We start from the raw sequence: 17,049 nt of genomic DNA, 5'->3' as shown, positions 1-17,049 counted from the left end.
AACCATGGCTAAAGTCGAACCTCAGGACACCGAAGATCAGGACGGCGGCGACGCCCCGCTGATCGATCTCAACGACGCTTCCGTCAAGAAGCTGATCGCTCGCGCCAAGAAGCGCGGGACGATCACGCTCGACGAGTTGAACGAGGCGCTGCCGCAGGACCAGATGTCCAGCGAGCAGATCGAGGACATCATGTCCGCCTTGAACGACATGGGCGTCCAGATCGTCGAGAAGGAGGAAGGCTCCGACGACGAGGAGTCCGAGGACAACGACAGTTCGTCCGACGACGAGGTCGATCCGCTCGACGACGGCGGCCCGCGCCCCGCCGCCGCGGTCAAGAAGGAGACGGTCGATCGCACCGACGATCCCGTCCGCATGTACCTGCGCGAGATGGGCGCGGTGGAGCTTCTCAGCCGCGAGGGCGAGATCGCCATCGCCAAGCGAATCGAGGCCGGCCGCGACACGATGATCTGGGGGCTGTGCGAAAGCCCGATCACCTTCAACGCCATCATCGAATGGTCGACCGCCCTCAACGAAGGCCGGATGCAGCTGCGCGAGATCCTCGATCTTGAGGCGATGCTGTCGAAGGGCCCTTCGGCCGAGCAATTGAACGCCGCCGAGAATGACGAGGACGGCGACGGCGAAGTCACCGCCGCGGCCGCCGGTCCGGTCCTCAAGGACGAGGAAGAGCCCGAATCGGCTCCCGCCGACGGCGACGACGAGGACGAGCTGCGCGAGAACCGCGCGCCCAAGCCCGCCGAGGAAGAGGAAGAGGACAACACTCTTTCGCTCGCCCAGATGGAGGAAACGCTCAAGCCCCAGGCGCTCGAGCGGTTCGCGGCCATCACCGACCATTACAAGAAGTTCGCCAAGCTCCAGGACGCGCGCCTCGCCTGCATGGCCGCCGGCACGCCCTTCTCCCCCGCCAAGGAGAAGGAATACCAAAAGCTGCGCGAACAGCTCACCGCCGAGGTGGAGAGCGTCCAGTTCCACAACGCCAAGATCGAGTATCTGGTCGAGCAGCTCTATGCCTACAACCGGCGCCTGACCGCGCTCGGCGGCCAGATGCTGCGCCTGGCCGAGCGCCACCGCGTGCCGCGCAAGGCCTTCCTCGACAGCTACATGGGCCATGAGCTCGACGACGGCTGGCTCGACCGCGTGTCCACCATCGACAAGAAGTTCGCCGCCTTCGCCGCGGCCGAGCGCGACACGGTCGAGCGCATCCGCACCGAGATCGGCGAGATCGCCCAGGGCACCGGCATGGCGCTCAGCGAGTTCCGGCGCATCGTCAACCAGGTCCAGAAGGCCGAGCGCGAGGCGCGCATTGCCAAGAAGGAAATGGTCGAGGCGAACCTGCGCCTCGTCATCTCGATCGCCAAGAAATACACCAACCGCGGGCTGCAGTTCCTGGACCTCATCCAGGAGGGCAACATCGGCCTGATGAAGGCGGTCGACAAGTTCGAGTATCGCCGCGGCTACAAGTTCTCGACCTACGCCACCTGGTGGATCCGGCAGGCCATCACCCGCTCGATCGCCGACCAGGCGCGGACCATCCGAATCCCGGTCCACATGATCGAGACGATCAACAAGCTCGTCCGCACCAGCCGCCAGTTCCTCCACGAGACCGGCCGCGAGCCGACCCCGGAAGAGCTGGCCGAGCGCCTCTCCATGCCGCTGGAGAAGGTCCGCAAGGTAATGAAGATCGCCAAGGAGCCGATCAGCCTCGAAACGCCGATCGGCGACGAAGAAGACAGCCACCTCGGCGACTTCATCGAGGACAAGAACGCGGTCATCCCGGTCGACGCCGCGATCCAGGCCAACCTCAAGGAAACGGTCACCCGCGTCCTGGCGTCCCTCACGCCACGTGAAGAGCGCGTCCTGCGCATGCGCTTCGGCATCGGCATGAACACCGACCACACCCTCGAGGAAGTCGGCCAGCAGTTCAGCGTCACCCGCGAACGCATCCGCCAGATCGAGGCGAAGGCGCTCAGGAAGCTCAAGCACCCGAGCCGCTCAAGGAAGATGCGGAGCTTCCTGGATCAGTAAGCAGGAGCGCCCGAGCGCAGCGACGCCGGGCGCCTAGCGCCCGCCGGAGCAGCGCGCAGAGAGCGCAAATGCCGGCCAGCCTGCCCGCGTCAGCGGGACAGGACTGACGTCACGGGATTCACTCCCGTGACGGCCCTCGCCACCTCTTGCTGGTCGCCAACCGCGCTCTCCCCCATTGATGAGGAGGGCAGCTAGAGCAGACCAGAGGGATTTGACACTTGCAGCTTCTTCGTCGTCCCCCGTCACCCCGGACTTGATCCGGGGTCTGCCTTACTTACACTCCCCAATAAGTTCACCGGGGGGACCAAGTGAAGCGTATTCATGCCGGGACTATTGCCCTCTGTTTGGCCATGGCGACCAGTCCGTCTCAAGCTGCCGTTAAAGGGGCCCCCACTTCCTCAAATACAGACTCAAGACAGAAGCAGAATCACGGCGCCGACGAGGTAACTAAGGCCCTTCGGCAGATTGCATCTGCACAAGCTAAGCAATCTGAACGCGGCGAATACGAGAAGCCATGCGCAGACGGTGAATATAACAATCGGTCCGATCTTTGCGCTCAATGGTATGCCGCAAGGGCCGCTAGAGACGCCGCAGATTGGGCCTACTGGGCCGTTTTTTGGGGTGTGGCCTCGCTCGTCCTGAGTGTTCTCGGCTTGGTGGCATTGCTTCGGTCGTTGCTGCAAACGGAAAGGGCATTGCGGGAAGCTAGAAGGGGGAACCGGATCAGCCTGCTCGACGGTCGTCGTGCGCGTCGAGAATATTCCGAAGCCAAAGAACTCGCTGCCGCCACTCTAGCCGAGACGAAGCGGGCTGGCGATGCGGCTGAGCGCTCAGTAATCGAGGCGCGGCGAATCGGTGAAGCTCAAGTTAGGTGCTACCTCACGGGCATCAGGGCGCAGATCGGTTTCGCGAAAGGCGGAGCGACCCTCATTAACTGTTTCGTGAAAAACACTGGCCAGACGCCGGCTCGGAACGTCCGCTGCACTGCGGAACTCGCGTTCCAAAGCGGCTCTGAGTATCAGTTCCTAAGCGACCGTTTCCCTGGCACCACGCCGTTCGAAGTCGAAATCGCTGCTGGTGCCGAAGAACGAATCGCATACACTGTAAAAGCTAGCTACGAAGACTGGTCGCCTCCACCGGAAGAAGTGTTCCATATTTCGGTCAGGGTCGACATCACTGCGGTCGACGTATTCGGCCAATCTATTCCGACTGTCGTAGAGCGTTTTTCTGCAGTCTTTTCTACCAAGCCCAGCAAAGCCAATTGGATCGAAGCTGAGCGCTCTGGGCACGTAGTGTTCGAGGAAAAGTCCCCAAGCCAGCAATTGGCCGCTACGAAGTAGTCGCTCTAATCTTGCTGAAGACGAGCGGCCAGGTCCTCGATTTCCGAGTATTTTCTCCGACCGGTGTGCTATCTTTTTCGGCACCACCGGTCTTTCTCGAACTATCGGTCAGGCCGCCGTCGCCACCCGAGATACTGCATCTACCCAGCCGAGGTTGCAGAAGCTCGGGCCATCATCGAAGTCTTCTTGCCTCTCGCCGAACTAATTTGCGCCGGCGACCGAAGGCGGCCGTCTAGTACCAAGTGTCTGATCACTGACCGAAAAAATTTCGTACCGCCCTACCCCTCCCGCGCCGCCTTCGCCGCCTCGTTCACATCCCTTTGCGCAAGCGTGCGCGTCATTCGGGCGGCCATGGCTTCCCAGGTGATGGCGGACTGGAGCAGGCGCTCGCGGACATTGGCGAGCGGCGCGGCTTCGGCGTCCTTGCGGCAGCGGGCGGCCTGCTCTTCATAATATTCGACGTTCGACATGGGGGCTCCTGCTCGGGGGAAAAAAGGAAAGGGCCCGCCCGCGAGAGACGCGGACGGGCCCTTGTCACCCGGTCAGGCCGACTGGAGGTTGACCGCGCTCATGCGGCCGTCGCGGCCCGACTGCACTTCATACTGGACGCGCTGGTCGCGATCGAGCGTGCGCATGCCGGCGGCTTCCACCGCGCTGATGTGCACGAAGGCGTCGGTGCCGCCGTCCTCGGGCTGGATGAAGCCATAGCCCTTGTCGGCGTTGAAGAATTTGACGGTTCCGGTGATCATGGGAGTTTCCTCTCGTGTGAGGCCCCGCCGAACGCCGGCAGGGCCGGGCTAGGAGGCGAAAAGAGAGGGAGTGAGGAGCCGCAAAGCACCAGAGACCGTCAAGTTGCGACTGATAGCGAGAGAAGCCCTACCCGCTTTTGCGCCAACAAGCAAATGAAGGGCCTTTCGCCGCATTTCGCCGGGGTCGCCAAAAGCTTGAAAAATCTCAGATATTCGACTGATCCGCAGGCACCCTGTCAGGCACGGTCGCCGCGCCCTCGGCCTCGATCGTCCGCGCCGCCTCGACCCCCAGGCCATAGCAGGTCATCGACAGCGACCCCATGGCAAAACCGTGGACCAGCGGATTGAGCGCCCCCTCCCCCGCCCGGGCCATGCCAGCGAGATAGAGCAAAGGAATGAAATGGTCGGGCGTCGGCACCGCCTTGTCATAGTCGCCATGATCCATCAGCTGCAGGATCGCGCCCGGATCCTCGGCCAGCTGTTCCTCGACCGCGCGGTCGAACCGCTCGTTCCAGTCGAACGCGCCGTCGGGCAGGTGCCGCTGCATCATCCGCAAATTGTGGACGACATTGCCGCTGGCGACGACCATCACCCCGGAATCGCGCAGGGCATCGAGCTGCGCGCCGAGATTGAGGTGATAGTCCATCGGCTTCAGCGCATTGATCGACAGCTGGAGCACCGGCACGTCGGCCTCCGGATAAAGGTGGGCGAGCACGCTCCACGTCCCGTGGTCGAGGCCCCACTGGTCGTTGTCGAGCCCGACCCAGGTCGGCTTCACCGCCTCGACGATCTCGCTTGCGATGTCCGGGTCGCCGGGCGCGGGATACTGGAACTCGTTCAGTTCGCGGGTGAAGCCATAGAAATCGTGGATCGTCCGGGGGGAGCGCATCGCGGTGACCGCGCTCGCCCCGATATACCAGTGCGCCGATACGCACAGCACCGCCCGCGGCCGCGGCAGCGCCCGCCCGAGCGCGCCCCACGCCCGCGTGAAGTCATTCTCCTCGAGCGTGTTCATCGGGCTCCCGTGGCCGATGAACAGGGCGGGCATGCGCGTGGACGACGCCATCATTGGTCTCCTCGCCCCCGATATAGCCCCACCCCGCCCCGCCGCCGAGAACGCACATTCCTGTTCCCGACACGTCTCAGACCCGTTCGTGCCGAGCGACGTCGAGGCACGCAGAACGAACCTTGTAAAGTAGGATTTGCCGTGATTAGCTAACCGCAGCGGTTTTAAGGCATCCGGGAGAACGACTCGAACCGAAGGTCACACGAGGCGGAAAACGACTCGCCGACCACGTGACCTTTGTGACCTTTGCGCCGCTCAGCGGCAGCGCGCCGCCTCGCTCCGGCAGACGCCGTCGACGCTGTCCTTGGGCACTTGGAGCCCGATCCAGCTCGCCACCGTCGGCAATATGTCGACGGTGTCGGTGGCGGTGCCGGGGCTGGCGGGCTTGAGGCCCCTGGCGACGAACAGGATCGGCACCCGGCGGTCATAGTCCCACACCGTCCCGTGCCCCGCGACATAGCCCGCGCTGGGCTTGGCGGCGGGGGTAATGAATTCCTTGAGGACGACCAGGATGTCGCCCGACCGCGCCGGGTCGAAGCTCGCCCGAAGCCGCTGGGGAATCGTCCACTTCGACGGGTCGCCGCTCGGTAGCGGGGTCGCCGCAATCTCGGCCGCGGTGAAGACCGCCTCGACCTGCGGGTGGGCCCTGGCGATGGCGAGTGCCCCGGCCTCGACCTTGCGGCGGTCGGCCGGCGACAGGCTGCGGTCGATCCAGACGTCACCGACCGAGCCGCCGAGCAGCACCGAGCCGCTCCGCCCGATGCGGCCGGCCAGCTGCTTGCCGATGGCATCGACGCTGAAAGCGGGGTCGAGCCGCGCGGCCCTGGCATTGCCCTGGTCGCGCAGCCGCTCGACGAGGTCGAGGCCGCCATGGTCGGCGCTGAGGACCACGGCATAGTCGATCCCGGTCTGGTCGAGCCGGTCGAGGAAGCCGCCGAGGTCGCGGTCGAGGCTGAGCATCTGGAGGCACATCTCCTGGCCCCCGCGGCCAAAGGCGTGGCCCACGACGTCGGTGCCGCTGAGGCCGACCGAAAGGATGTCGGTGGCCGGGCCCTTGCCCAGCCCCATCTCGCCGACCAGGCCCATGGCGAGCGCCAGGGTCATGCCGTCGAACCGCGGCGAGTTGCGGAAGGCCCGGGAGTCGCCCGCGGCCATCGGGAAGCGGCCGTCGCCGACGCTCAGCGTCGGGGTCAGGTCGTAGCGCTTGGCCCTCGCCTGGCAGAGCGCCGGGGGATCGAGCGGGCCGTCACCCGCGGCGATCAATCGCTGGGTGGCGGCGCGCACCGCGGCGACGGTCTGCGGCACGGGCGCGGCGGCGAGGTCGGTCGCCCAGCTCTTGCCGTCCCAATACCAGCGCTGGTCGACCGCGCGGCCGCCCATCATGATCGCGGCCCGGTCCTTGCCCGCCACCGCGACATTGCGGCTCCGCGGGCTCGCCGCCTTCAGCCGGTCGCCGAGCGTGGTGACCGCGAGATGCCAGGGCGAGACGGTGTAGGCGCTGCTGGTCGAGCCAGGGACCCTTTCGTCCTCGGCGCAATAGACCGTCTTGTCGGCCCGCGCGGCGGACTGGTCGATCCAGTCGTTGGCGACGATCCGGGTGTTGGCCGGGTGGCGGCCGGTCAGCAGGGTCGAGTGACCGGGACAGGTCTCGGTCGCGGCGTGGCTCTGGTAGCCGTTGGAGAAGGTCACCCCGCTCTCCGCCAGCCGCTTCAAGCCGCCGGTGAAGTGCGGGCGATAATCATCGAACAGGTCGGCGGAAAACTGGTCGAGCGAGATGGCGACGATCAGCTTGGGCGGCTTCGCCGGGCCCTGCGCGGCGGCCGGAGCGGCGGTGGCGACGAGGGCGGCGGCGGCGAGGAGGAGGTGACGCATGGCCACTCTCCTACCCCGCTGCCGGGCGGGTCACTAGCCCAGTTTCGCCTTCAGCCGCTCGTTGACGACGCCGGGATTGGCCTTGCCGGCCATCGCCTTCATCGTCTGCCCGACGAAGAAGCCGAACAGCTGGACCTTGCCGTCCTTATACTGGGCGACCTTGTCGGCGTTGGCCGCGAGGATCTTGTCGATCTCGGCGTCGATCGCGCCGGTGTCGCTGGTCTGCTTGAGGCCCTCGCGCTCGACGATGGCATTGGCGCCGTCGCCGGTCTCGAGCATCTTCTCGAACACGGTCTTGGCGATGGTGCCGCTGATCGTGCCGTCGGCGACGAGGCCCAAGAGCTCGGCGGCCTGGGCGGGCGAGACCGGGCAATCCTCGATGGACTTGCCGAGGCGGTTCAGGGCCCCGAACAGCTCGGCCACCACCCAGTTGGACGCCCGCGCGGGCTCGGCCCCGGCCTCGAGAAGCGCATCGAACCAGCGCGCGGTCTCGACCTCGGCGGTGAGGACCGCGGCATTATAGGCCGTGATCCCGCCGGCCTCGTAGCGCTTGCGTTTGGCGTCGGGCAGCTCGGGCAGCGAGGCGCGGCAGTCGTCGATGAACTGGTCGTCGAGCTCGAGCGGGAGGAGGTCGGGATCGGGGAAGTAGCGATAGTCGTGCGCGTCTTCCTTGCTGCGGAGCGAGCGCGTCTCGCCCTTGTCGGGATCGTAGAGGCGTGTTTCCTGGACGATCGAACCGCCTTCCTCGAGGATCTCGATCTGGCGCTTGGCCTCGAGCTCGATCACCTGCTGGACGAAGCGGACGCTGTTCACGTTCTTGGTCTCGGTGCGGGTGCCGAATGCCTCGCCCGGGCGGCGGACCGAAACGTTGACGTCGGCGCGCATCGAGCCTTCCTCCATGTTGCCGTCGCACGAACCGACGTAGCGGAGGATGGCGCGGAGCTTGCGGAGGTAGGCGCCGGCTTCGGCGGGCGAGCGGATATCGGGCTTGGAGACGATCTCCATCAGCGCGACGCCCGAGCGGTTAAGGTCGACGTAGCTCATCGTCGGGTGCTGGTCGTGCATCAGCTTGCCCGCGTCCTGCTCGACGTGGATCCGCTCGACCCCGATGGTGCGGGCCGAAGCCTCGTCCTTCTCATCGGTCAGGACGGTGACCTGCCCCTCGCCCACCAGCGGATGGTAGAGCTGGCTGATCTGATAGCCCTGCGGAAGGTCGGCGTAGAAATAGTTCTTGCGGTCGAAGCGCGACCATTTGTTGATCTTGGCGTCGATCGCGAGGCCGGTGCGGACCGCCTGGCGGATGCACTCGCGGTTGGGGACCGGGAGCATGCCGGGCATGGCCGCGTCGACGAGGCTGACCTGCGTGTTGGGCTCGGCCCCAAAGGCGGTTGCGGCGCCGCTGAACAGCTTGGCGTTGGAGACGACCTGGGCGTGGACCTCGAGGCCGACAACGACCTCCCACTCGCCGGTTTCGCCCTTGATGCGATAGGGTGCGTTCATGCTGACTTACTCTCGTTCGCCCTGAGCGAAGTCGAAGGGCGCTTGCGCGGACGTGCTTCGACTTGGCTCAGCACGAACGAGCATGGGAAATTGGATCTCACCACCACTTCTCCGGGCGGGCGGTGAAGCCTGCGCGCTCCTCGATGGCGAGGCCGGCATTGAGCACGCCCTGCTCGTCCAGCTCGCGGCCGATGAGGTGGAGGCCGAGCGGCAGGCCTTGCGCGTCGAGACCGCCGGGCACGCTCATCGCGGGGAGGCCGGCGAGGCTGGCGGGGACGGCGAAGACGTCGTTCAGATACATCGCCAGCGGATCGCTCATCTTCTCGTTGAGGCCGAAGGCGGCGCTCGGCGCGGTCGGGGTGAGGATGAGGTCGCACTTCTCGAAGGCCTGCGCGAAATCGCGCTTGATCAGGGCGCGGACGCGCTGGGCCTTGGTGAAATAAGCGTCGTAGAAGCCGGCCGAGAGCACGTAGGTGCCGATCATGATCCGGCGCTTGACCTCGGCGCCGAAGCCGGCGGCACGGGTCGCGGCATACATGGCGTCGAGATTGCCGCCTTGCGGAACTTCGCGCAGGCCGTAACGAACGCCGTCGTAGCGGGCGAGATTGGACGAGGCCTCGGCCGGCGCGATGATGTAGTAGGTCGGCAGCGCGTATTTGGTGTGCGGGAGCGAAATCTCGACGATCTCGGCACCGGCATCCTTGAGCCAGGCGATGCCACGGTCCCAGATGGCGTTGATCTCGTCGGGGACGCCGTCGATCCGATATTCCCTGGGAATGCCGATGCGCTTGCCCCTGAGATCGCTCGACAGGCCCTGCTCCCACGCCGGGACGGGCGCGTCGAGCGAGGTCGAGTCCTTGGGATCGAAGCCGCACATGGATTCGAGCAGGATCGCGCAGTCGCGCACCGTGCGGCTCATCGGGCCGGCCTGGTCGAGCGACGAGGCGAAGCTGACGATGCCCCAGCGGCTGCAGCGGCCGTAGGTCGGCTTGATGCCGGTGATCCCGGTGAACGCCGCGGGCTGGCGGATCGAACCGCCGGTGTCGGTGCCGGTGACGCCGGGCGCGATGCCGGCCGCAACCGCCGCCGCCGACCCGCCCGAGCTTCCGCCGGGCGTCAGCGCGGCATTGCCGCCGTCGTTGCGCTTCCACGGGGAGATGACGGGGCCGTAGGCGCTGGTCTCGTTCGACGAGCCCATGGCGAACTCGTCCATGTTCAGCTTGCCGAGCATGCCGGCACCCGCCGCACGGAGCTTGGCCGTGACCGTGCTTTCATAAGGCGGCTTGAACCCGGTCAGGATCCGGCTGCCCGCGGTGGTGTCGACGCCATGGGTCGCGAACAGGTCCTTGATGCCGAGCGGGATGCCCGACAGCGGCTTCAGCTCGCCCGATCGGCGCGCGGCATCGGCCACGTCGGCGCAGGCGAGCGCGTCCTCGGGGGTCTCGACCGTATAGGCGTTCAAGGCCCGGGCGGCGGCGACCGCGGCGTTATACTGGTCGGCGATCTCACGGGCGGAGAAGTCGCCGGCGCGGAAGCCGTCGCGGAGCTGCGTCAGCGTGAGGGTGGTAAGTTCGGCCACTATTCGATCACCTTCGGGACCGCGAAGAAGCCGTGCTGGGCGTCGGGCGCGTTCTGGAGGACGGCGTCGCGGACATTGCCATCGTCGATGACGTCGTCGCGCAGGCGCAGCTTCTGGTCGATGACGGTGGCGAGCGGCTCGACACCCGAAGTGTCGACCTCGCCAAGCTGCTCGACCCAGCCGAGGATGTTGTTGAGTTCCGGCACCAACGCCTCGACCTCGGCGTCGCTTATCTGGAGGCGCGCGAGCTTGGCGATGTGCCGCACGGTAGCGGTATCGACGGACATGGCGCGGCGTTAGCGAGGGGGAGCCGGAGCTTCAACTCCCCCTCGCCTCGTCGCGCGGGGCCAAGCCTCAGTCGGGCTTGCGGTCCTTGCGGTTCTCGCGGCGCAGTTCGCGGCGGTCCTGCCGCTGGTCGCGGGCATAGTCGCGCTGGTCCTGGCGACGATCCCGGCGATAGTCCTGGCGGCTTACCTGCCCGTTCTGGACCGCGGCACGATCCTCGCGGCGCTCGGTCCGATAGTCGCGGCGGTCGTCGCGGCGCTCGGTCCGGTAGTTGCGATAATTTTCGCGGATCGCCGGATTGGCCGAGCGGACCCTGCGCTGCTGCTCCCAGTAGCGGCGCTGGGCGCTGCTGATCGGGTAGCGGCGCTGCTGGCGGTCGTAGACGTAGGCGCCGGTGCCGGGATAATAATAATTGTCGTACCAGCCGCCGTAGGGCGAGCCGTAGCCGCCATAGGAACCGTAGGAGCCATAGCCGCCGTAGGGCGAGCCATAGCCGTAACCACCGTAAGGCGAGCCATAGCCGTAGCCGCCATAAGGCGAACCATAGCCGACGCCGACACCGGCCGAGACGCCGCCATAAGGATCGTAGGTGGCGCAGCCGGCAAGGCTCACGGCGCCGACCGCGGCAAGGGCAAGATTTCGTAGCTGAAACAGGGACATGGGAACGCTCCACAAACCGCCCCCGGTCGCCTTTTCCCTTCGCCCTGCCGCTTGAACGGCAGGTGAACCGCGAGCAATCGCGGGGGCAGGCGAATGCTGCTAGCGTCGGCCCGATGGACCGCGCCGCCCGCCTCGCAGCCCTCCTGCCCGCCGCGCCGCGGGACGAGGTGCTGAACTATTACGACAGTCTCGGCCCGGTCGCGCCCGAGGCCATTCTCGGCCTGTGGAAGGGCGAGGAGCTGGCGACGGGCCATGCCTATGACGGGCTGCTCGGTCCCTCGGGCTGGTGGGGCAAGGCGTTTCGCTCGGTCGACGACGTCGACCCGTTGGTGTTCGAGCGGCGGGGCAAGCGCTTCGCCGGCAATCCCGGGCTGATGCCGCTGGGGCTGATCGAACGGGCGCCGGGGCTCGCCAAGTCGGGCATGAGCGCGGCGCTGTTCCGGGCACTCTCGCCGCTGCTTCGGACCGGAAAGTCACGGGCGCGGCTTCGGCCGGTCGACTATCGCGGGGTCACCTCGGCGGCGATGGTCTATGACCAGCTGCCGATCATCGACTGCTTCCGGCGGGTGGATGACGACACGCTGCTCGGCGCAATGGACATTCGCGGCTTTGCCGACCCCTATTTCTTCGTGCTGCGCCGGGCCTGAAGCCCGGCTTGCGGGCGTGAGGCCCCTCCCCTAGGTCCGCGCCCATGTGCGCACGCCGGTTCCTGATGGTGATCTTCGTCCTGACGCTGCTGGTGGTCGCCGGCGCGTTCGCGGTGTTCCAATATGGCAGCGAGGTGCTGGTCAAGCAGGCGCTGCCGAGCGTGCCGTTCGAGGCACCCAAGAACGACACGGGCCCCGACTATGTCCGCGTGGAGAACTGGCTCAACCTCCCCGACACGGTGCCGCCGGGACCGGCCGACTGGTCGCCCCAAGGCGCGACCCCCGACCGCCTGCTCGGGCGCGAGGCGGCGACCTTCTACATCCATCCGACGACCTATCTCGAAAAGGATCGCTGGAACGCGCCGCTCGGGGACAAGGAAAGCCAGGACCGCGCGGCCCTGTTCGTGCGCAGCCAGGCGAGCGCCTTCCAGTTCAGCCGGGTCTATGCGCCCAAATATCGGCAGGCGGCCTTCGGCGCCTTCCTCGATACCGGCAAGGATGCGCAGGGCGCGCTCGACCTTGCCTATCAGGACGTCGCACGAGCGTTCGACCGCTTCCTTGTCCAGGAACCCAAGGGGCCGATCATCCTCGTCGGGCACAGCCAGGGCGCGCTGCACCTGACCCGGCTGCTGCGCGAGCGGGTGGCGACAAATCCGGCGCTCGCGAAGCGGGTGGTCGCGGCCTATGTCGTCGGCTGGCCGGTGAGCAAGGCGGCGGATGTCCCCGCCATGGGCCTCCCCGCCTGCGAACGCCGCGCCCAGCCGGGCTGCATCCTGTCGTGGATGAGCTTCGGCGAGCCGGCCAACATCGATCCCTTCGTCCATGTCTATGACGGAACCACCGGATTCACCGGGGCCAAGCGCCAGCGCGGCGACCTCCTGTGCGTCAACCCGATCAGCGGTCAGCAGACCGGCAAGGCGACGTCTTCCGCCAATGCCGGGACGCTGGTGCCGACCGACGACACGCTGGCCGACGCGACCCTCCAGAAGGGGCTGGTCGGCGCGGAGTGCCGCGGCGGGTTCCTGTCGCTCTCCTTCGCCGACGACAAGCCGCCCGCGCTCGGGCCCTACGTGCTGCCGGGCAACAATTATCACGTCTACGACATGGCCCTGTTCTGGGCCGACATCCGGCGCGACGCCGAGGAGCGGCTGGCGGCGTGGCGCTGATCACCGCCGCCGCCGCCGACTTCGCCGCGGCGCTGCCGGCAGGCGGGGTGCTCGCCGGGCTCGACGTCGGGACCAAGACGGTCGGCCTCGCCCTGTGCGACGCGGGCTGGAGCTTCGCCGGACCGGCCGAGACGATCCGCCGCACCAAGTTCACCGCCGATCTCGCCGCGCTGCGTGCCTTCTGCGAGAAGCACAAGGTCGCCGGGCTGGTGGTCGGCCTTCCGCTCAACATGGACGGGAGCGACAGTCCGCGCACTCAGTCGGTCCGCGCCTTCGCCCGCAATCTCGCCCCGCTCGCGCTGCCGCTCCTCCTGTGGGACGAGCGCTGGTCGACCCAGGCGGTGGAGCGGGCGATGATCGCCGCCGACGTCAGCCGGGCGAAGCGTGCCGAGGCGGTCGACAAGCTCGCGGCGGCGCATATCCTCCAGGGCGCGCTCGATGCCCTTTGCATGTTGCCCCGGGACGGCTAGCAGCCACATTCGTGCACCTGCTCTCGATCTCCGCGCTGTCCGATGACGCGATCGCCGCCCTCCTCGCCCGCGCTCGTGAGTTCGCCGCCGACCGCGAGGCCGGCCGCGGTCGCCTGGCCGGGCGGACCGTCTTTAACTGCTTCTACGAGAACAGCACCCGCACCGCGATGAGCTTCGCCCAGGCCGCCGCCCGGCTGGGCGCGCAGGCGATCACCCTGTCGGTCGAGCATTCGAGCGTGAAGAAGGGCGAAACGCTGGCCGACACCGCGCGGACGCTCGGCGCCATGGGACCCGACGCCCTCGTCCTCCGCCACCGCCAGAACGGTGCTGCCGAGGAAGTGGCGGCGCTGGTCGACTGCCCGGTGATCAATGCCGGCGACGGGACCAACGAGCATCCCACCCAGGCGTTGCTGGATGCACTGACCCTCACCCAGCATTTCGGCGATCTTCATGGCCGGAAAATCGCGATCATCGGCGACATCCGTCACAGCCGCGTCGCGCGGTCGAACGCCGCCCTGTTGCCGCGGCTGGGCGCCGAGGTCCGGCTGGCGGGTCCGCCCTCGCTGATCCCCGAGGACGTGACGGCCCTCTCGATCGACGAGGCGATCGCCGGCGCCGATGCGGTGATGATGCTGCGCGTCCAGCGCGAGCGGATGGACGAGGACCTCGGCGACGCGCCGGGCGAATATCTGACGCATTACGGACTGACTGCCGAGCGACTGGCGCTTGCCGCCCCGGATGCGGTGGTGCTCCACCCCGGGCCGATGAACCGCGGGGTCGAGATCAGCGACGAGGTCGCGGACCTGCCCGCGCGCTCGCTGATCCTCCGCCAGGTCGCGAACGGAGTCGCGACCCGGATGGCGGTGCTGGAGATGCTGGTCGCCGGCCTCTAGCGGCTGGCGAACATCACCGGCGCGTCGCCCGCGGCGTTGCGGACGAAGCAGCTCGACCCACTCGCCTTGAGGCTCATGCACAACTGGCGCGCTTCGGCGTCGCTGGCGAAGCCGCGCAGGCTGAGCCGGTAGACGGTGCCGCGCGGACCGGCGAAGCGGGCGCTGGCGGGAACGTAGGCGGCGAGGCCATGGTGGCGCTTGCTCAGCACCGACCAGCCCATGCGGACGCCCGACTGGGTGGCGTAGGCGCCGAGCTGGACCACGGCATTGCTCTTGCCGAAGCGCTTGGCGGCCGAGCGGCGCAGTTCGGCCACCTTGGGCAGCGCGCCGCTGGGCTTCACGCGCTCGGCGCGGAGGCTGTCGACCATGTCGGCGACGTCGGGCGCGGTTTCGACCGCTCGGGTCTGGACCGGAGCAACGGCGGCGACCTCGACCGGGATCGGGTCAGCGGCGGGCGACGGCAGGCTCGGGGCCGGAACGGCCTGGGCGGTCTCGACCGGCGCCGCGACCGGAGCGGCGGCGACAGGTTCGGCGACCGGCACGGGCTGGGGCGCGACTTCGGCGACCGCGACCCGGATGTTCTGGCCATTGCCCTTGAGCGCAAGGCGAACCGGCTGGCCGGCATCGCTGGCGGCGGGCGTGACCCCGATCAGCATCGCGACCTGCGCGCCAGTTTGGCCCGGCTGGGCGACCTTCATCCACTCGGCCATGCGGGCGTCGAGCTGGTCGGCCGGCAAGTCCTGCGCGGCAACGCTGCGGGCACGGACCCAGTCGCCGGCGAGCGCATAGGCAAGCGCGAGATTCTGGCGAACCCGGGCGTCGGCGCCGGGCATGCGGGCGGCCTGGTCGAGCGTCTCGACCGCCGAGCCGGGCCGGCCGGCGAGCGCCATGGCGAGGCCGGCGTCGGCCGGGTCGATCGCCTGCGCATAGGTCTCGAGCGTGGCGAGGGCGGCATCGCCCTTGCCCTGCGCGGCCTGCGCCAGCGCGAGCTTGAGCGGCACGCCGCTGAGCCCCGGCATCATCGCCAGCGCGTCGCCATAGGCCGCCTCGGCCGAGCGGAAGCGGCCGGCCGAGAGATAGGCATTGCCGAGCAGCGCCCGGAAGCCGGCGTCGGTCGGGCTTTTTTCGACCGCGCGCTCGGCAAAGCCGATGGCGCTGGCCGAGTCACCCGCCTCGATCGCCGCCTGGGCGCGGATCGCGACCCCGATGTTGGCGGTGTCGGGGCGGCCGCCGAAGGACGTGCGCTTGGACCCCATCGCGCATCCGGTGACGGTCACGGCCAGGACGATGCTGGTTGCGACCAGAAGTGCGGACTTGGGCTTGCGCATGTCTCTTATCCCTTGCTGGCTTTGCGTTCCGGTGCCCGGCTGGCCATGGCGTCGAGTTCGGGCATGGAGGCGAGCAGCTCGTCGAGCGCCCGGGTTACGATCTGCTGGGCCGAGGTGCCGGTGACGGCGCAGGCCAGGCGAAGCTTGAGATGACGCTCGGCATCGAGGCGAAGCGTGAAGGCCGCCTTGCCCTTGCCCGCGACCGCACGGCTGGCCCGGGGCGCCATCGGCGCACGGGCGACCGGGGCCATCGCCCGGACGACCGGAGCCGGGGTCGGCGCTTCGACGGGCATGTCGGCGACGACCGGATGGGCGAGCACTTGGCTCAGCGGCGGGACGTCGGCCGGGACCGGCTCGGCGGTCTCGTCTTCCTCCTCCTCGTCGGCGGGGTCGCTGACGAGGCGGTGGACGATCTCGTCCTGGACGGCGTGGACCGGCGAGAGGCCGGTGACCGGGTTGGGACGGACGACGACGGCATCATCGGCCTCCTCGCCGACCGGCGAGAGCACCGGCCGCGGGGGCTCGAAGCCCATGTCGTTCCAGCCCAGGTCCTCAAGCCCACTGCCCATCTGGCCGAAGCCCTGCGGACGCATGGCCGGGCGGGCGGCGCCCTTGCGGGCGAGCAGTCCGCTCGACAGGGAGGCGAAAGGCCTCGGTTCGCTCTTCATCATGGGATCGGCCTCCCTTAGCCGACCACGCGGCGGCCGAAGCCACCGACGGGACGCGGACTGACAGCACCGATGCCCGGCGTCGCACCCGGCGCCGCGAACACGGTCCTGCGGAAATTCTTCTCGAGCCGGTCGGAAATATATTCCCACAGCTCGGTCACCTCGGCCGCCGACTTGCCCTTGGGGTCGACTTCCATGACCGTGCGGCCGTCGATCATCGAGGCGGCGAAATCGGTGCGGTGATGGAGGGTGACCGGGGCGACGGTGCCATGCTGCGACAGCGCGACCGCGGCCTCGTAGGTGATCTTGGCCTTGGGCGTCGCGGCATTGACCACGAAGATGAGCGGCTTGCCGGCGCGCTCGCACAGGTCGACCGTGGCGCCGACGGCGCGCAGGTCGTGCGGGCTCGGGCGGGTCGGGATGACGATCAGCTCGGCGACCGCGATGACGCTCTGGATCGCCATGGTGATCGCCGGCGGGGTATCGATCACCGCGAGGCGGAAGCCCTGCTGGCGAAGCACTTCGAGGTCGCTCGCGAGGCGGGCGACGGTGGTCTGGGCGAAGGCCGGCATTTCGGTCTCGCGCTCGTTCCACCAGTCGGCCAGCGACCCTTGCGGATCGATGTCGATCAGGCAGACCGGGCCAGCGCCCGCCAATTGCGCCTGCACCGCGAGATGACCGGAGAGCGTGGTCTTGCCCGACCCCCCCTTCTGCGATGCCAAAGCCAGAACGCGCATTCCGATCCCCTTGGGTAAGGTGCAATTCACTTGTGTCCTGAACGG

Annotated in this window: 17 protein-coding genes; 6 read left to right on the top strand and 11 right to left on the bottom strand. The window is 67.9% G+C overall.

Translation table 11 applies throughout. The features are described 5' to 3' along the window. Positions 1 to 4: 4 nt before the first annotated feature. On the top strand, positions 5 to 2,044 hold the full coding sequence (gene rpoD, locus BS69_RS0111695; RefSeq protein WP_029942134.1) for an RNA polymerase sigma factor RpoD: 2,040 nt from the start codon (positions 5 to 7) through the stop codon (positions 2,042 to 2,044). Positions 2,045 to 2,394: 350 nt separating this feature from the next. Then, on the top strand, positions 2,395 to 3,384 hold the full coding sequence (locus BS69_RS14335) for a COG1361 family protein (protein WP_156957020.1): 990 nt from the start codon (positions 2,395 to 2,397) through the stop codon (positions 3,382 to 3,384). Between the two features lie 278 nt (positions 3,385 to 3,662). Here BS69_RS14335 and BS69_RS0111690 read toward each other — a convergent pair whose 3' ends face one another. From BS69_RS0111690 to BS69_RS14490, 8 genes are all read right to left on the bottom strand, one after another. Next, complete coding sequence (locus tag BS69_RS0111690) at positions 3,663 to 3,854, bottom strand: hypothetical protein (protein ID WP_029942133.1); 192 nt, start codon at positions 3,852 to 3,854, stop codon at positions 3,663 to 3,665. A gap of 72 nt (positions 3,855 to 3,926) precedes the next feature. Then, entirely contained in the window at positions 3,927 to 4,133 is a 207-nt protein-coding gene (locus tag BS69_RS0111685) for a cold-shock protein (protein WP_029942132.1), read from the bottom strand. 205 nt (positions 4,134 to 4,338) lie between these two features. Further along, positions 4,339 to 5,199, bottom strand: coding sequence for a 4,5-DOPA-extradiol-dioxygenase (ygiD, locus tag BS69_RS0111680; RefSeq protein ID WP_245605160.1), 861 nt, complete (start codon positions 5,197 to 5,199; stop codon positions 4,339 to 4,341). A 255-nt stretch (positions 5,200 to 5,454) separates the two neighbouring features. Next, a complete protein-coding gene (locus BS69_RS0111675) occupies positions 5,455 to 7,071 on the bottom strand; it encodes an alkaline phosphatase family protein (RefSeq protein ID WP_029942130.1) in 1,617 nt (538 codons plus the stop codon). 33 nt (positions 7,072 to 7,104) lie between these two features. Next, positions 7,105 to 8,571, bottom strand: a complete 1,467-nt coding sequence (gene gatB, locus BS69_RS0111670) for an Asp-tRNA(Asn)/Glu-tRNA(Gln) amidotransferase subunit GatB (protein WP_029942129.1) — start codon at positions 8,569 to 8,571, stop codon at positions 7,105 to 7,107. A 97-nt stretch (positions 8,572 to 8,668) separates the two neighbouring features. Continuing rightward, positions 8,669 to 10,150, bottom strand: coding sequence for an Asp-tRNA(Asn)/Glu-tRNA(Gln) amidotransferase subunit GatA (gene gatA / locus BS69_RS0111665; RefSeq protein WP_029942128.1), 1,482 nt, complete (start codon positions 10,148 to 10,150; stop codon positions 8,669 to 8,671). After that, on the bottom strand, positions 10,150 to 10,437 hold the full coding sequence (gatC, locus tag BS69_RS0111660) for an Asp-tRNA(Asn)/Glu-tRNA(Gln) amidotransferase subunit GatC (protein WP_029942127.1): 288 nt from the start codon (positions 10,435 to 10,437) through the stop codon (positions 10,150 to 10,152). Before gatC ends, gatA begins: the two co-directional genes overlap by 1 nt. A gap of 67 nt (positions 10,438 to 10,504) precedes the next feature. Continuing rightward, a complete protein-coding gene (locus BS69_RS14490) occupies positions 10,505 to 11,095 on the bottom strand; it encodes a hypothetical protein (RefSeq protein ID WP_051676783.1) in 591 nt (196 codons plus the stop codon). A gap of 113 nt (positions 11,096 to 11,208) precedes the next feature. On the opposite strand from BS69_RS14490, the gene BS69_RS0111650 reads away from it, so the two are divergent. The 4 genes from BS69_RS0111650 to BS69_RS0111635 are packed head-to-tail and all read left to right on the top strand — an operon-like array spanning position 11,209 to position 14,271. Then, positions 11,209 to 11,742: a DUF4334 domain-containing protein gene (locus BS69_RS0111650; RefSeq protein ID WP_051676782.1), complete on the top strand. Its 534-nt coding sequence runs from the start codon at positions 11,209 to 11,211 to the stop codon at positions 11,740 to 11,742. A gap of 44 nt (positions 11,743 to 11,786) precedes the next feature. Continuing rightward, complete coding sequence (locus BS69_RS0111645) at positions 11,787 to 12,908, top strand: DUF3089 domain-containing protein (RefSeq protein ID WP_029942124.1); 1,122 nt, start codon at positions 11,787 to 11,789, stop codon at positions 12,906 to 12,908. Beyond that, complete coding sequence (gene ruvX, locus BS69_RS0111640; RefSeq protein WP_029942123.1) at positions 12,905 to 13,378, top strand: Holliday junction resolvase RuvX; 474 nt, start codon at positions 12,905 to 12,907, stop codon at positions 13,376 to 13,378. The genes BS69_RS0111645 and ruvX overlap by 4 nt, the downstream gene beginning before the upstream one ends. A gap of 11 nt (positions 13,379 to 13,389) precedes the next feature. Beyond that, positions 13,390 to 14,271, top strand: coding sequence for an aspartate carbamoyltransferase catalytic subunit (locus tag BS69_RS0111635; protein ID WP_029942122.1), 882 nt, complete (start codon positions 13,390 to 13,392; stop codon positions 14,269 to 14,271). Here the strand turns inward: BS69_RS0111635 and BS69_RS0111630 are convergent. The 3 genes from BS69_RS0111630 to BS69_RS0111620 are packed head-to-tail and all read right to left on the bottom strand — an operon-like array spanning position 14,268 to position 17,004. Next, a complete protein-coding gene (locus tag BS69_RS0111630) occupies positions 14,268 to 15,599 on the bottom strand; it encodes an SPOR domain-containing protein (RefSeq protein WP_029942121.1) in 1,332 nt (443 codons plus the stop codon). The two genes, BS69_RS0111635 and BS69_RS0111630, sit on opposite strands and share 4 nt — an antisense overlap. Positions 15,600 to 15,604: 5 nt before the next feature. After that, positions 15,605 to 16,270 (bottom strand): hypothetical protein, encoded by a 666-nt coding sequence (locus tag BS69_RS0111625; protein WP_051676781.1) that lies wholly within the window; start codon positions 16,268 to 16,270, stop codon positions 15,605 to 15,607. Between the two features lie 14 nt (positions 16,271 to 16,284). Then, positions 16,285 to 17,004, bottom strand: a complete 720-nt coding sequence (locus tag BS69_RS0111620; RefSeq protein ID WP_029942119.1) for a ParA family protein — start codon at positions 17,002 to 17,004, stop codon at positions 16,285 to 16,287. Between the last annotated feature and the right edge of the window lie 45 nt (positions 17,005 to 17,049).

Source organism: Sphingomonas astaxanthinifaciens DSM 22298 (assembly GCF_000711715.1).
In the GTDB taxonomy this organism is placed as follows: domain Bacteria; phylum Pseudomonadota; class Alphaproteobacteria; order Sphingomonadales; family Sphingomonadaceae; genus Sphingomicrobium; species Sphingomicrobium astaxanthinifaciens_A.
The sequence above is the reverse complement of the archived record's forward strand: the minus strand, read 5'-3'. Positions and strand labels throughout refer to the sequence as shown.